A 13,732-nucleotide genomic window follows, 5' to 3' on the forward strand; every position below is an offset into this window, starting at 1 on the left:
ATGGCTCATTCCTTCGGGTGTATGGCGCGCTGGATGACGGGCTCCCAGACCGCCGGGAGTCGCCCCGGTTCATCCAGCTCGAAGTCGTCCGGCGGCGGGGACAGGAGCTGGATGCCCGGTAGCGCTTGGGGTCCCTCCGTTTCCGCCTTCCGGTAGACGAGCGTGACCAGAAAACCCTCACAATCGTAACTGCACACGCGCCAGTCAGTCTCGGACCGGTCGCCATAGAGTTCAAATCCGGGGCGTATTTCCAGTGTCTGGAGGTTGTTGGCGATGCCCCTCCCTGTGGCCTTCAGCCAGGCTTCCTTGAGCGTCCAGGCTGTCAGGAAGTCCGCCGGGTTGTCGGTTTTCAGCAGCCACGCCTGCTCGACGGGCGAGAACCAGCGTTGGACGACATTTTGCCACCGGGGATGGCGCCGGCGAGGCTCGATGTCGATACCGATGCCGGCCATGGGGCCAACGGCACAGGCTGACAGGCCATGACTGTGGCTCAGTGTCAGATGCCAGCCCGGCGGTGTTTCGGAGGCTGTGGGACGGCCTGCGATCGGCCGACAGTTCCGGGGAGACTCGCCGGAGGCGCCCGCCAGAGCCTGCCGGATCAACCAGCGACTGCTCAGATATTCCCGCCGGCGGGGGCCTTCAAACCGTGACAGCGCATCGGTCTCGGAGCCGGTCAGCCACGCGGGCGCGTTTTCCGGCGCGATGCCGGTCTGATGGCAAAGCCAGATGGAAGGCATGTTCAGGGTTGCAACCGTTCGATCTGCCAGCCATCCGCTTTTCGGGTGTATTCGAACCGGTCGTGGAGACGGCTGGGCCTCCCCTGCCAGAATTCGATCCGCTCTGGCACAATCCGATAGCCACCCCAGAAACTCGGCAACGGCACATCGCCGTCGGCAAATTTCCGTTTGATCTCGGCCACCTTCTGTTCCAGCAAGCCCCGTGAGGTAATGGCCTTGCTCTGCTCGGAGACCCAGGCGCCCAGCTGGCTGCCCCGGGGACGGGACGCGAAATACCGCAGGGATTCGGTCTTGCTCACCTTTTCGACCTTGCCCTGAATGCGGACCTGGCGATTGAGGCCGATCCAGGGAAACAGCAGCGCGGCGCGCGGGTTCTCATCGATTTCCCGGGCCTTCCGGCTACCGTAATTGGTGTAGAAAACGAAGCCCTGTTCGTCGAAGTACTTGAGGAGCACGGTACGCAGATCCGGCATGCCGTCCTGCCCCGTCGTGGCCAGGGACATGGCATTCGGTTCCAGTATGCCCGCCTCGCGGGCGTCTTCGAACCAGGACTGGAACTGGCGAACGGGATTGTCATCCAGGTCCTCACGATCCAGCCCTTCGCTTTCAAAATCACGACGCATATCGCCGATATCCATCCACTTCTCCTCGTACAGACGGTCTGCCTGATCATACGCAGTTGGAGGATAACGGGTTCAGCGGAGCGTGTCATATGCAGCCTGGCTGACAAAACGGCACCGGGACGACTATCCTTGTGTCAGGCAGAGGGCCATATTGGCCCCGGTTTTTCGCCCCATCACCAGGAGACGATACGTGGTCCGGAGCCGTCAGCGCAGTCATCTTCCAAGAAACCTCGTTATTGCCGTGCTTGTTCTCGTGGCGCTGTATGCGGCAGCAGGATTTCTGCTATTGCCCTGGTGGTTGAAACGTACCCTCCCGGAGCAGTTCGAGCAGCAAATGGGCTGGCAGGCGACGGTCGAGGACATTCGCAGCAACCCGTTCGCACTGACGCTCGAAATCCGGAATCTGTCGGCGGTGGATGGTGATGATAAAAAAGTGCTGGGATTTGACGATCTTTTCGTCAATCTGGGGTTTTTCCAGTTTTTCAAAGGCATTGTCGGATTCCAGGAAATACGGCTGGACGAGCCCTACTTCCGGCTGGACCTGTTGAAGGGCAACAACGTCAATGTCGCCCGGGACTGGCAACAGTCCCATCCGGCGCCGGCTGAACCGGCGCAACCGGCGTCCTCTTCCGGTGGACCTCCCCGCCTTTTCTTCCAGAAGCTGGCGATCAACGGCGGCGAAATGCTGTTCCGGGACCTGTCCGGGGAGAAGCCGGCGGAATTCGAGGTGCGCCCGCTCAGTCTTGCGCTGAATGATCTGGCCACCTGGCCGCGGGAAGATGGTGACAGTAACTATTATCTGCTGGCGGCCCTGGGCAGCCAGACCATCGAGTGGCAGGGCGATCTGACGGTCACGCCCGTCGCCTCCAGTGGTCGGCTTCGTATTGCGGATGTGAGTTACCAGACCCTGTCCCATTTTCTTGCACCCTACCTGCCGTACGACCTCCGTGGTGGCAGTGTCACCGTCAGTTCCGATTATCAGCTCAGTGTCGGTGACAGCGTCCACCTGGCCACGTCCAATGGTGAACTGTCCCTGAAAGATCTGGCGGTGGCGCTGGATGCATCGGCGGATAAGCCTCAGTTGCTGACCGGTCAGATCGGCGTGGATCAGATCGGTTTTGATCTGGATGCCCGTGAGGCGAAGGTGGGCAAGGTGACGATTACTAACCTGGATCTGGGTGTCCGTCGCGACGCCGATGGACAGATCAACTGGCTGGCCCCCCTGAGCCAGAGTGAAGGCGCCAGCCAGACATCAACCGGCGACACTGCTTCATCCGGCAGTGGACGTCCGTTCCGATGGTCCATCACGGGGATCGATGTGTCGGAGTCGAACATTCGCTGGCGCGACGAGGTCCCTCCAGAGGGTGTGGACCTGGCGCTCCAGGGGATTTCACTCTCGACCAGTCCCTTGACCGACAATCTCGAGGAACCCGTCCGCTATTCCCTGAAAGCGAGTCTGGCAAGCGGCGGAAACCTGTCGCTGGACGGTCAGGTGACGCCGGCCCCCTTCACTCTTGAGGCTGCCGTGTCCGGCTCCGACGTCAGCCTGAACGCCTTCGAACCCTACGTCCGCCAGGGGGCCAATCTGGCGATTGCCAGCGGGGATCTGTCGTTGGACGGGAATCTCGATCTGGATGCCCAGCAGCAACCACTGACCGGGACCTTCAGCGGGACGGCAGAAGTGAGCAAGCTGAGTGTCAGCCTGCCTGACAGCAAGGATCGCTTGTTGTCCTGGCAATCTCTGCGCCTGGCGCCCATTGAGTACAACGTCAGCCCGGCGCGCCTGGAAATCGGAACGGTAACCCTGGTCCAGCCGGTCGCAAATGTGGTTCGTGGTACCGACGCCATTCATAACGTGGAGCGGATTCCGGTGACGGCGTCGAGCCCCGCAGCCGACACCACGGAGACACCATCCGGCTCAGGCGATTCCGGGCCGGGGCTGATTTTCCGGATCGGGGAGGTTCAGGTCGACAATGGATCTGTCGCGTATACGGATCGCACGCTCGACCCGGCCTTCACAACCTCGCTGGATGAACTGAACGGCTCCGTGACCGGCATCAGCAACATTCCGCCGCAGCAGGGTAAGGTGGCGCTGAAGGGTCGCATCGGCCAGGTCGGCCAGGTGGACTTCGACGGAACGCTGGGGACCCTGGGCACCGATGACACCACCAAGGTCACCCTCAAGGCCGATAACCTGTCACTCCCGGCCCTGTCGCCCTACTTTGGACGTTACCTGGGGTATGCGGTAGACAGCGGCAAGCTCAATCTCAACCTGGATTACAACATTGCCGGCCCACGGATCGACGCCTCCAACGAAGTCATCATGGATCGGTTGGCGCTGGGCCGCACGGTTGCCAGCGACCAGGCGGTGAAAGCGCCGGTGAAGCTCGGCCTCGCCCTGCTGCGGGACCGGAAGGGGGTAATCGAGGTAGACCTGCCGATCAGTGGTGACCTGTCGAATCCGGATTTCAGTGTCGGTCAGGTGGTTATGCGGGCGTTCGTGAACCTGTTGGTGAAGGCCGCCGCGTCGCCCTTCAGCATGCTGGGATCGATCGCTGACATGGCCGGCTTCAGCGGGGAAGAGCTGGGTCAGGTCGGTTTCGTGCCCGGCAGCATTGAACTGGCCGACGGTGAATCGAAGAAACTGGCCGCGTTGGGGAGTGCGCTCCAGCAGCGTCCCGATTTGTTGCTGAACATCCGGGGCAGTGTTGCGCCGGAAGCCGATGGTCTCGCGTTACTGCGGGACAAACTGACCAATGGCGGACAGAAGAACATCACCGAGGAACAATGGAAGCAGGCCCGGGAGGCCTACCTCAAAGGTGAGCGTTCACTGCCGCCGGAGGCATTGAACAACCTCGCACGGGATCGCGGACTGGCGGTACGGAAGGTCCTGCGTGACACTCAGGACGTACCCGAAGATCAGCTATTTCTGCTGGACCCGGCCCAGGATGCGGGGGTGAACGGTTCTGGAGCGGTGGTGGTACCGTTCCGGCTGGATGTTCGCTGACCGCTCTAGGGAACGTCGGGGAAGTGGCCGAGGAAGCCCGGCGGCAGCCGGAGCCCCCACTGTTCCACCAGCATCCGGTAGCGGCCATTGGCCACCAGGGGCGCGAGCAGGTTCATCATGTCGTGCGCCGTTACTGGCCCGTCCGGGCGGGCAATGATGCTGAGTTTGTACACCTGATCCGGACGGTCTGAAATCAGCAGCCGGTTCCAGTCTTCCGGATGCTGCGCCAGATCACGCTGCAGGTAGGAGTAGCTGATGATAGCCACCTCTGCCACCGAAGGGCGATCGGCTTTGATCAGACTGAGGTTGCGGCGGTGGCTGTCGGAAAATTCAATATGGAATTTTTCCGCAAGTTTCCGGTTGTCCGTCTCGAACCCGGCGAAGCCGTAGTGGTAACCCGCCATGGCGACGATGTTCCGGTCTGCAATGTCGTCGAAGAAGCTCAGATCCCGCCCGGGCTTGTTGAGGGCGACGTAAAGGTCTTCATCCATCAGAATCGGGGGGGAGATCAGCGCGCCTTTGTCCTCCCATTCCCATTCGGGACTCTCGAAGAACATGACGTCAAACAGGCCCGCGTCGTAATCCAGGTACCGGCGCATGGGGGAGGTATAAACCACATGGAACCGGATGTCCGGGTGGGTCTCTTCGAGGGCATCCAGCAGGTCTCCCAGCAAACCGGTGGCCTGATCGTTTGCGTTCACCTGGGCGATGGGAGGAAAGTTGTAGACGCCGACGTTGATGGTGGTCGTTGCCTGCGCTGGAATCGCAAGAGTCATAAGGAGCAGACTCTTGCAAAGGATGGATCGAATGCTGGTCACGCGGGCTTCCGTTCTATATGTAACTTTAGGGTACACATAAAACCACCAAAGTTGCTGATGAATCAAGGTTCATTTTTATAAAATAGGTCAAAAGGATATATAAGTCATGGGCCGTAAAACGAGCCATTTTTTTGCTTATGTCTCCCGTTTACGCTGGATCCGGCGTTGGGGATTGATGCGCAATGCCATTGAAGAAAATGTGGCCACCCATTCCTGGGAAGTGGCGACTCTCGCCCACGCGCTGGCCATCCTCCGAAACGAGCGCTTTGGTGGCCAGGTCAATGCGGACCGCATCGCGGCGGCCGCACTCTACCACGATGCCACCGAAGTGATTACCGGCGATATGCCGACGCCGGTGAAGTATCACTCCCGGGTGATGCGCAGTGCTTTTGGCGATATTGAACACAAGGCCGAGGACGAATTGCTGGCCCTCCTGCCGGAAGAATTGCGTCCGGCGTTTACGCCCTACCTGCGGGAATCCCGCCTGACTCCGGGGGAGCGGGAGCTGATCAAGGCAGCAGACCGGTTATCCGCGTGGCTCAAGTGCCGGGCTGAACTGGCGGCGGGAAACCCGGAATTCGGGCCGGCGGCGGAGCAGATCCGCGAACGCCTGGAGCGGGATGACCTGCCTGAGGTTCAGTACTTTCTTGAGGTGTTTGCCCCGAGCTACGATCAGCCACTGGATAACCTGCTTGGGCAGGGCGACTGACTTCGCTGCCTGTACCGTTCAGCGTGTTGTGCCATAGGCGCCCGCCCGGCACCTCCCTAAAGTGGTTTTTCCCAGCAGTTTTGCTTTACTGGAACAATCACTACAAGAGGCTCTCGCCATGAAGGATCTGAAAGACAAAGTTGCCGTTGTGACCGGTGCCGGTTCCGGCATTGGTCGCGCACTGGCCCAAAACCTCGCCGGGCGCGGATGCCGCCTGGCAATCTCGGATGTCAACGAATCCGGCCTGGCAGAAACCCTGGCCAGTCTGAAGGGTACCGACGCCCGCAGTTATGCCCTGGACGTGTCGGACCGCGACGCCATCTACGCCCACGCCGCTCAGGTGGTTGAGGATTTCGGCCACGTCAATCTGGTCGTCAATAATGCCGGGGTGGCGCTTTCGGCGTCAGTCAGAGAAATGACCGACGACGACTTCAAATGGATCATGGACATTGATTTCTGGGGCGTGGCCCACGGTACCCGTGCCTTCCTGCCACACCTCATTAACTCAGGCGATGGCCATGTGGTGAACATTTCCAGCGTCTTCGGGCTGATCGGTGTGCCCAAACAGAGTGCCTACAATGCCGCGAAATTCGCGGTCCGGGGCTTCACCGAATCCCTCCGCCAGGAGATGAAGCTGGAGAATCAGCCGGTGTCGGTGAGTTGTGTCCATCCGGGCGGTATCCGGACCAACATCGCCAACGCGGCCCGCATGGGTAAGTCGGAGAACGCCGAGGCCCAGCGTAAGGGCTTCGACAAGATTGCCATGACCACGCCGGACAAGGCCGCGGAAATCATCGTCAAAGGCATCCTTAAAAACGAATCGCGGATTCTGGTCGGCCCGGACGCCTGGGGCATTGATGCAATCAACCGCCTGTTGGGATCGGCCTACCAGCCGCTCGTGGAGCGCTTCTCGCGACGTAACCTTTACGTCTGATTCGGGCCGGATGGCAAAAACAGGCTGGTCTGTGCAGTCAGCCTGTTGTACATTTTACAGGCAGTTTTTCCGGTCTATACTTGCTGTTCGTCTAGGGAAAGAGTCAGCATGAATTCGCCACACATTCCCGACCTGGGAGCCACTCTGGAGCAGAGTCGCTCGGGTCTCCGCGATGGTCATCGCCGCTCTCTGATCCGGCTGTTGTTTCTGGTCACCGGTTCGGCACTGGTGGTATTCGGCTGCCTGCAACTGCTGAACGGGTTCTGGTGGATTTCCGCCATCGAGTGGAGCGCCAGCGCCGCGTTGTTCTTTGGCATGCGCTGGCTCAGAACCACGCCCCGACTCCAGCAGTGGATCTACGCCTACCTGGTAACCCTGTTCAGTTTCTTCCTCGTGATCATGCTGTTCCCGGAATCGTCGGTCTCGGCGTTTGCATGGGTCCTGATGATGCCGGTGCTGGCCTACCTGTTGCTGGGCAAGAAAGAGGGACTGATCCTGAGCCTGCCATTCATGCTGGTCGGTGCGGTGGTCTATCTGTTCCAGCTTGGTCGACTCGGCAGCCCCCACGCCATGATCGATCTCCTGAACATGGCGCTGTGCGGTGGCCTGATGCTGGTGTTTGTGCACATGTATGAGATCCGGCGGGAAGAGGCGGAGCAGCGTCTGGTGAATATGGCCCAGTCCGATGCGCTCACAGGGCTGGCCAACCGGGCGAATTTCCAGTCCACGCTCAACCGGACCATTGCGGAATGCGATCGAAGCCGAACCGGATTTGCCCTGGTGGTCATGGATATCGATCATTTCAAGGTGGTCAACGATACCCTCGGACATGATGCGGGTGATCATGTCCTGCGTCATATCAGCCGGTGTCTGACCGAGCGGCTGCGGAGCACGGATTTCGTTGGCCGTCTTGGTGGCGAGGAATTCGGCTTGATCCTGCGGGACGTGAAACCGGCGGATGCTTTCGAACTCATGGACGAACTGCGTGCGCGCATTGCCTGCCAGCAATTGGCATATGGAGAGGCGAGCATCCGGGTGACGGCGTCCTTCGGGATTGCCCAGTGGCCCGACCATGGCCGCGACGCGGAAACCCTGTTCCGTGTGGCCGATCGGTGTCTCTACAGCGGCAAGCGGGCCGGTCGTAACCGCGTGGCCGGGGCTGGTGCGCCGTCGTCCCAGGGCGACCTTCTGACTGGCAGTGCCGGCTGATTCGGGTATCCTGAGGGGCAGTCCATTGTCCATCGCCCGGAATCGTTCGGATTATGTGTGAATTGCTGGCCATGAGCGCCAATACCCCCACCGACCTCTGCTTCAGTTTTACCGGCCTTACCCGCCGGGGTGGTGCTACCGGACCGCACAAGGATGGTTGGGGCGTTGCATTCTATGAGGGGCACGGCGTTAGGGCCTTCCACGACGCTGACGCCAGCGCCCATTCCCGCATTGCCGAGGTAGTCCAGACCCATCCGATCAAGAGCGAAGTGGCAATCTGCCACATCCGGCAGGCCAACGTTGGCGAAATCTGTCTTGCCAACACCCATCCTTTCATTCGTGAACTCTGGGGTCGCTACTGGGTGTTTGCGCACAATGGTCAGCTGAAGGCATTCCGGGGCAGTCGCGACTTCTATGAACCCGTGGGTTCGACCGACAGTGAGGCCCTGTTCTGCGACATCCTCAACCACCTGCGACGGCACTGCGACCGGAACACGCCCGATGAGGATCTTGTGGCGCGCCTGGTAAACCTGTCCCGGCACTATGCCCGCGAGGGGGTATTCAACCTGTTGCTCAGCAATGGCGAGTGGTTGTTCACCTACTGCACCACCAAAATGGCCAGCATTACCCGGCGGGCCCCGTTCGGGCCGGCCCGGCTCAGGGACGCCGATGTAACGGTGGACTTCGAATCCGAAACCACGCCGGATGACATTGTGAGTGTGATCGTCACAGAGCCCCTGACAACGGATGAAACCTGGGATATCTACGAGCCCGGAGAGTGGCGTCTCTGGCGAAAAGGCGAGGTGGTTCAGTCAGGCCGGGCGGATGCCCGACCTGACTGACTGGCGTCACTGCAGGGTACGGCGATTGCCATTCTGGTATTGAGGTGCGATGTGCTCCTCGATTTCGGCCTTGAAGCGCGCGATGAGGTCGCTGTTGTCCTTGTCCCAGGGATGATAATCGGGCCTGAAGTATTCCAGCCAGGTCGGAATCAGGCTGGAGAAAGTTCCGTTCCGGCCCCACATGCGCCACATGCCCTTTGCGCTCTCTTTCAGTGAGAAATTCTTTCGATCGTTGAGCATCATGCGGCCGGTAAACCAGGAGCCAACGATGCCCAGCGCTACCGTACTGAATACCTGGTAGAAGGCCCGCTCGGCGTAGGTGCCGCCGGCCTGCTGGAAGACATCGTAGGCAACCGCCTTGTGCTCGGTCTCTTCAATCGCGTGCCAGACCCAGAGCGGACGCATGGATTCATGCATGTCTTCCCGAACATCGTCACGTTCGAGCAGCATGTCCGCCATCATAGCGGTGATATGCTCCAGGGCACAGGTGATTGCCAGCTGATGGCGCTTCGGAAGTTTCCTGGCCACATCCAGGATGATTCTGAGATCCCGCTCCATCGCCTCCACCGGCATGCCTTGCTCTCGCACATGCTCGTTCATGGCGTCGTGCTCCAGCGAATGCATGGCCTCCTGACCAATAAATCCGCGAACGTCCTTCTTGAGCTTGGGATCTTCGATACCGTCCCGGAACGCCCGGACCGAATCCACGAAGAACTGCTCGCCCTCGGGAAAGAGGACCGAAAGCGCGTTCATCGTGTGGGTGATGAAGTAACTGTTGTCCAGCCAGTACCGGGGTACCCGTGAGCCAAACTCAAAGCCCATCCGCTGTGGTTTGATGGCGACCTTGTCCGGCGTCTGCGAACCCCGGACCGGCTTCGGGGTGGATGTGGTTGTCAGCATGATTGTACTCCTCTGCGCCTGGGCGCTTTGGCTGATGTCATAGCCATAGTTTCCGCGGTGCAAGCCGGAGATTGAAGGCGAGAAAGGGACGACCATCGTTCAGGATGGGCCAGACCGGCAAAAGAATTGACTCGGATGACGTGATCACGAGCGCCGGAGATCCCACTGTATGGGGGGCCGGCTTCTGATAGAGTCTGATGACACAATAACCAATCATCAGAGGCCTTCGATGGCAACAACCAGTCCGGAAAACGAGCGGCAGATGCTTGGCTTTTTCCTGGTACCCGGTGTCTACATGCGGGTACTCGCCGATACCGTCCGGAAACTGGGTCATAACGATCGCCAGCTCTTCGAAGGTCTGGATTTCACCCCGGCCGACCTCAAGGCCAACGACAGTCGCATTTTCGTGACCGACGCGACCATCATGGCTCAGCGAGCCGTGAACCTCGCCGGGAAGGATGGCCTGAGTTTCGCCCTCGCCCGGGAACTGCGCCTGACCATTCACGGTACGCTCGGATTCGCCGCCCTCACCAGCCCAACCTTCGAGGGAGCCCTCGATTCCGTTCGCCGTTATCTCCAGTTGCGGGCCCCTTTTCTGACCATGAAGCAGTCCGTGGCGGGCGACCAGGTGCTGGTACAACTCTGCACCGAATTCGATGTGCCCGAGCTGTATACGTTTCTTGCCGAAACCGTGAGTGCCACCCTGATCCTGCTCACCGAGCAATTACTCGACCGGGAAGACGCGGCCCGCAAAGGGTTCGCCCTGGAGGACGGCAAGTTGCCGGGGGTCCGGGTTCACCTGACCAGTAAAGAGCCCGCTTATTATCGACGGTATGCGAGCCAGCTGCCGGTGGTGTTTGACTACGGCCAACCGGAAGAGATGATGATCTTTCCCACCGGGTTGCTCGGCGTACGGATGCGGCTGGCGGATGCCGATGCCTCGGAAATGGCCCGGGAACAGTGCGAGTTCGAACTCCAGAAGGCCCTCAAGGAACAGGGCGACATCGCCATGGCGGTCCGGAACATGCTTCGGATGATGCCGGGTCCGCTCCCGTCATTGGAGACGATGGCCGACCGGTTCTGCGTGTCCTCCCGCACCCTGAAACGACGGCTCGCGGACCGGGATACCAGCTATCGCGAGATCGTCGAGTCGGTCCTGAAGGACCGGGCCATCCAGCTGCTCCGGTACACCAACCAGTCGGTCAGCGAAATCGCCTACGAACTGGGCTATGCCGATCTGTCCAATTTCAGCCGGGCGTTCCGCAAATGGACCGGGAAGTCGGCGAGCGAGTTTCGGGAAGGTGGGCCGGATCCGGCGCCTGAAGTCGGGCCCTGATAGTCGGTTTCCTCCTGATTGGGTGCATGGGCGCGGGGCTGGGGGTGTTTTCTTCTGGGACAAAGAACTCGCTGCGCTCAGACATCTTTGTTCCCGGCAGAAAACACCCCCAGCCCCACGCCCTGTCGACCAACGAGAAGGCCGTCCGCGGGTGGATATACCGATTTTAACTTGCCCCCCAGGACTATCCCTGAATAGTCTGTCGGACGGAGGGGAGATACTCTTTTCCGCCAGGAAAAAAATGTCTGAGCGCAGCGAGTTATTTTTCCCAAGGAAAAGAGTATCTCCCCTCCGGCCAGCCACCAATTCAGGAAGGCTAGGGCCAGAATCCGGCGCATGCACCACAGCAAAAGGACGAAGCAGACGATGATGGAAAAACCTGATACCCATAGCAAACTCTTCGGCTATCTGCTCTGGATCTTCGGATTCCTGGGCTCCCATCGTTTCTATTACGGCAAGCCTGTGACCGGGACCATCTGGTTCTTCACTCTGGGGCTGTTCTTCATCGGATGGATCATCGACCTGTTCCTGATCCCGTCCATGGACGAGGAGGCGGACCTGCGGTTCCAGGCCGGTGATGTCGACTACAACATTGCCTGGCTGCTGCTGACCTTCCTGGGGATCTTCGGTGTCCATCGCATGTACATGGGCAAATGGATCACCGGCATTCTCTACCTGCTGACCGGCGGTCTGTTCTTGATCGGGGTGCTCTATGACTTCTGGACGTTGAACGACCAGATCTCCATCCGTAATCAGGAACACCGCCTGGGCTGATCAGAGCCCGGCGGCGGCTTCCAATTCGGTCAGGCTGTCATCGAGGTAGTCCAGCATGCGCTGGAGGCTGGGCAGGGTGCGACGGCAGCCGATCAGACCGAATTCCACCTGATTGTTGTAACTGGTGAGGGTCATGTTCAGGGCCAGGCGATCCATGGCGATGGAAACCGGATACAGGCCTTCCAGTTTGGCGCCGTTCCAGTATCGGGTCCCGTCCGGGCCCGGGACGTTGGAGATGACCACGTTGAAGGTCTGCCAGGCCGGCGCCATGCCGGTGAGCAGATGGAAAGCGGCGGGCGCCAGGGTCAGGGCGGTGTAGTTGAGGATTTCCTCCGGCGACATGTGCGCATAGCGATCCTTGGCGGCCTGCATCCCTTCATGGATCCGGATCAGCCGCTTTTCCGGATCGTTTTCATCGGTGTGGAGGTTTGCCAGGATCACACCCACGTGATTGCCGCCGGTGCTGTCGTCCTTCCGAAGCGATACCGGAACCATGGCGATCAGTGGTTTGTCCGGCAGGGCATCCTGGTTCATCAGGTAGGTTCTCAGCGCACTGGCGCACATGGCGGTGACCACATCGTTTACGGTGGTACCGTAGGCGTGGCAGACAGCCTTGATGCGGCTGAGGCTCCAGGACTGGGCCGCGAATCGCCGCGAACCGGTGATTTTCTGGTTCAGCATGCTTCGCGGGGCGTGGAAAATGGATCGATAGGCCGGATCTTTTCTCGCTTCGTTGACCGTCTTCAGCAATTCCCGGGCAACTGTGGGCACGGTGCCCAGCTGCCGGCCGGATTCGCCCAGCAGGTGGCGGATGCTCCGCACCAGCGAACCGCCACCGTCTTCGCCTCCGCCGGATACCCTGGGTGGCAACGCCCAGATTGGTGGCAGGTCCCGCTGGTCCGGATCCGGGGACAGCATCCGCGTCGCCATGCGCATGGCGGAGATCCCGTCCACCAGTGAGTGGTGCACCTTGGTGTAGAGCGCGAACTGTCGGTCCTTGAGGCCTTCGATCAGGTGCACTTCCCACAGCGGCCGTTCCCGATCCATCAGGTGCGAGTGTTCCGCCGAGACAAACGACAGCAGCTCCCGGATACGCCCCGGTGTCGGCAATGCCTCGAAGCGGAAATGGTGCTCCAGATCGAGATGCTTGTCTTCGACCCATACCGGCTGGCCCAGACGGTAGTCCAGATGCTGGTTAAACGGAGGCGTGACTACGGACTGTTCCCGGAGCTGCCCGGCAAGTCGGGCCACGTAGTCATCGGGCGCGCCTTCGGGAAATGAAAACAGCTGCAGGCCGCCGACGTGCATGGGCTGCTGGCGTTTTTCCAGCCAGAGGAAGAGTTGGTCGGTGGGGCTGAGAGGCGTCACGGTCAATCCTTGTGCTGATACTGCCCTTGATACTACCTCAGGATCTGCCGGAATTGATTGACCGAAAGCACCTATTGTCTTGTGGATCAGGCGACCCGGGTTGCCTCAGGCTGCGACCTCTGATCGGGCCACGGAAATCTCCAGTCGTACCCGATCCCCGTCCAGCAACACCCGATACACCGGCACCTGAACGGACGGGTCCTCCAGACATTCGCCACTACGCAGACTGAAATGCTGCTTATAAAGCGGTGACGCCACGACCGGCTCCCCGTTCAGATCCCCGGTGATGCCACGTGCCAGCACATTCGAGCCACTGAAGGGGTCGGTGTGGCTGATGGCAAACAGTGCCGGCAGTCGGTCCGGCAGATAGAACAGTGCAACCGGTCCGTCTTCAGTCCAAACGGCAATACCGGAATCGGGTATCAGGTCACTGACTTCGCAGACCGCGTCCCAACGAGTTCGAGTTTTCATCGTT

13 protein-coding genes are annotated in these 13,732 nt (G+C 60.2%); 7 read left to right on the forward strand and 6 right to left on the reverse strand.

All coding sequences use genetic code 11. The features are described from left to right. Window positions 1-5: 5 nt before the first annotated feature. Window positions 6-737, reverse strand: a complete 732-nt coding sequence (locus MSNKSG1_RS15575; protein ID WP_008940253.1) for a 4'-phosphopantetheinyl transferase family protein — start codon at window positions 735-737, stop codon at window positions 6-8. Window positions 738-739: 2 nt separating this feature from the next. Next, window positions 740-1,375 carry a pyridoxamine 5'-phosphate oxidase gene (gene pdxH, locus MSNKSG1_RS15580; protein WP_008940254.1) on the reverse strand — a complete coding sequence of 212 codons (636 nt, stop codon included), beginning with the start codon at window positions 1,373-1,375 and terminating at the stop codon, window positions 740-742. Window positions 1,376-1,550: 175 nt separating this feature from the next. Here pdxH and MSNKSG1_RS15585 point away from each other — a divergent pair, with 175 nt between their 5' ends. Beyond that, complete coding sequence (locus MSNKSG1_RS15585) at window positions 1,551-4,367, forward strand: DUF748 domain-containing protein (RefSeq protein WP_008940255.1); 2,817 nt, start codon at window positions 1,551-1,553, stop codon at window positions 4,365-4,367. A 5-nt stretch (window positions 4,368-4,372) separates the two neighbouring features. On the opposite strand, the gene MSNKSG1_RS15590 is transcribed toward MSNKSG1_RS15585, so the two are convergent. Beyond that, window positions 4,373-5,143: a transporter substrate-binding domain-containing protein gene (locus MSNKSG1_RS15590; protein WP_008940256.1), complete on the reverse strand. Its 771-nt coding sequence runs from the start codon at window positions 5,141-5,143 to the stop codon at window positions 4,373-4,375. 148 nt (window positions 5,144-5,291) lie between these two features. Here MSNKSG1_RS15590 and yfbR point away from each other — a divergent pair, with 148 nt between their 5' ends. From yfbR to MSNKSG1_RS15610, 4 genes are all read left to right on the forward strand, one after another. Continuing rightward, window positions 5,292-5,894: a 5'-deoxynucleotidase gene (yfbR, locus tag MSNKSG1_RS15595; protein WP_008940257.1), complete on the forward strand. Its 603-nt coding sequence runs from the start codon at window positions 5,292-5,294 to the stop codon at window positions 5,892-5,894. Between the two features lie 118 nt (window positions 5,895-6,012). Then, the gene (locus MSNKSG1_RS15600) at window positions 6,013-6,828 is read left to right on the forward strand and encodes an SDR family NAD(P)-dependent oxidoreductase (protein ID WP_008940258.1); all 816 of its coding nucleotides are present in this window, start codon (window positions 6,013-6,015) and stop codon (window positions 6,826-6,828) included. A 108-nt stretch (window positions 6,829-6,936) separates the two neighbouring features. Continuing rightward, the gene (locus MSNKSG1_RS15605; RefSeq protein WP_008940259.1) at window positions 6,937-8,037 is read left to right on the forward strand and encodes a GGDEF domain-containing protein; all 1,101 of its coding nucleotides are present in this window, start codon (window positions 6,937-6,939) and stop codon (window positions 8,035-8,037) included. A 53-nt stretch (window positions 8,038-8,090) separates the two neighbouring features. Continuing rightward, entirely contained in the window at window positions 8,091-8,879 is a 789-nt protein-coding gene (locus tag MSNKSG1_RS15610) for a class II glutamine amidotransferase (protein ID WP_008940260.1), read from the forward strand. A gap of 6 nt (window positions 8,880-8,885) precedes the next feature. Here MSNKSG1_RS15610 and MSNKSG1_RS15615 read toward each other — a convergent pair whose 3' ends face one another. Next, window positions 8,886-9,779, reverse strand: coding sequence for a metal-dependent hydrolase (locus MSNKSG1_RS15615; protein ID WP_008940261.1), 894 nt, complete (start codon window positions 9,777-9,779; stop codon window positions 8,886-8,888). A 229-nt stretch (window positions 9,780-10,008) separates the two neighbouring features. Here MSNKSG1_RS15615 and MSNKSG1_RS15620 point away from each other — a divergent pair, with 229 nt between their 5' ends. Both MSNKSG1_RS15620 and MSNKSG1_RS15625 read left to right on the forward strand, forming a co-directional pair. After that, the gene (locus tag MSNKSG1_RS15620) at window positions 10,009-11,115 is read left to right on the forward strand and encodes an AraC family transcriptional regulator (protein WP_040887002.1); all 1,107 of its coding nucleotides are present in this window, start codon (window positions 10,009-10,011) and stop codon (window positions 11,113-11,115) included. A gap of 369 nt (window positions 11,116-11,484) precedes the next feature. Then, entirely contained in the window at window positions 11,485-11,889 is a 405-nt protein-coding gene (locus MSNKSG1_RS15625) for an NINE protein (RefSeq protein ID WP_008940263.1), read from the forward strand. Here MSNKSG1_RS15625 and MSNKSG1_RS15630 read toward each other — a convergent pair whose 3' ends face one another. Together MSNKSG1_RS15630 and nirD are read right to left on the reverse strand one after the other, a co-directional pair. Next, entirely contained in the window at window positions 11,890-13,257 is a 1,368-nt protein-coding gene (locus MSNKSG1_RS15630; RefSeq protein WP_008940264.1) for a WS/DGAT/MGAT family O-acyltransferase, read from the reverse strand. 105 nt (window positions 13,258-13,362) lie between these two features. Further along, the gene (gene nirD, locus MSNKSG1_RS15635) at window positions 13,363-13,728 is read right to left on the reverse strand and encodes a nitrite reductase small subunit NirD (RefSeq protein ID WP_008940265.1); all 366 of its coding nucleotides are present in this window, start codon (window positions 13,726-13,728) and stop codon (window positions 13,363-13,365) included. Window positions 13,729-13,732 lie beyond the last annotated feature (4 nt).

It is taken from the genome of Marinobacter santoriniensis NKSG1 (assembly GCF_000347775.1).
GTDB lineage: Bacteria > Pseudomonadota > Gammaproteobacteria > Pseudomonadales > Oleiphilaceae > Marinobacter > Marinobacter santoriniensis.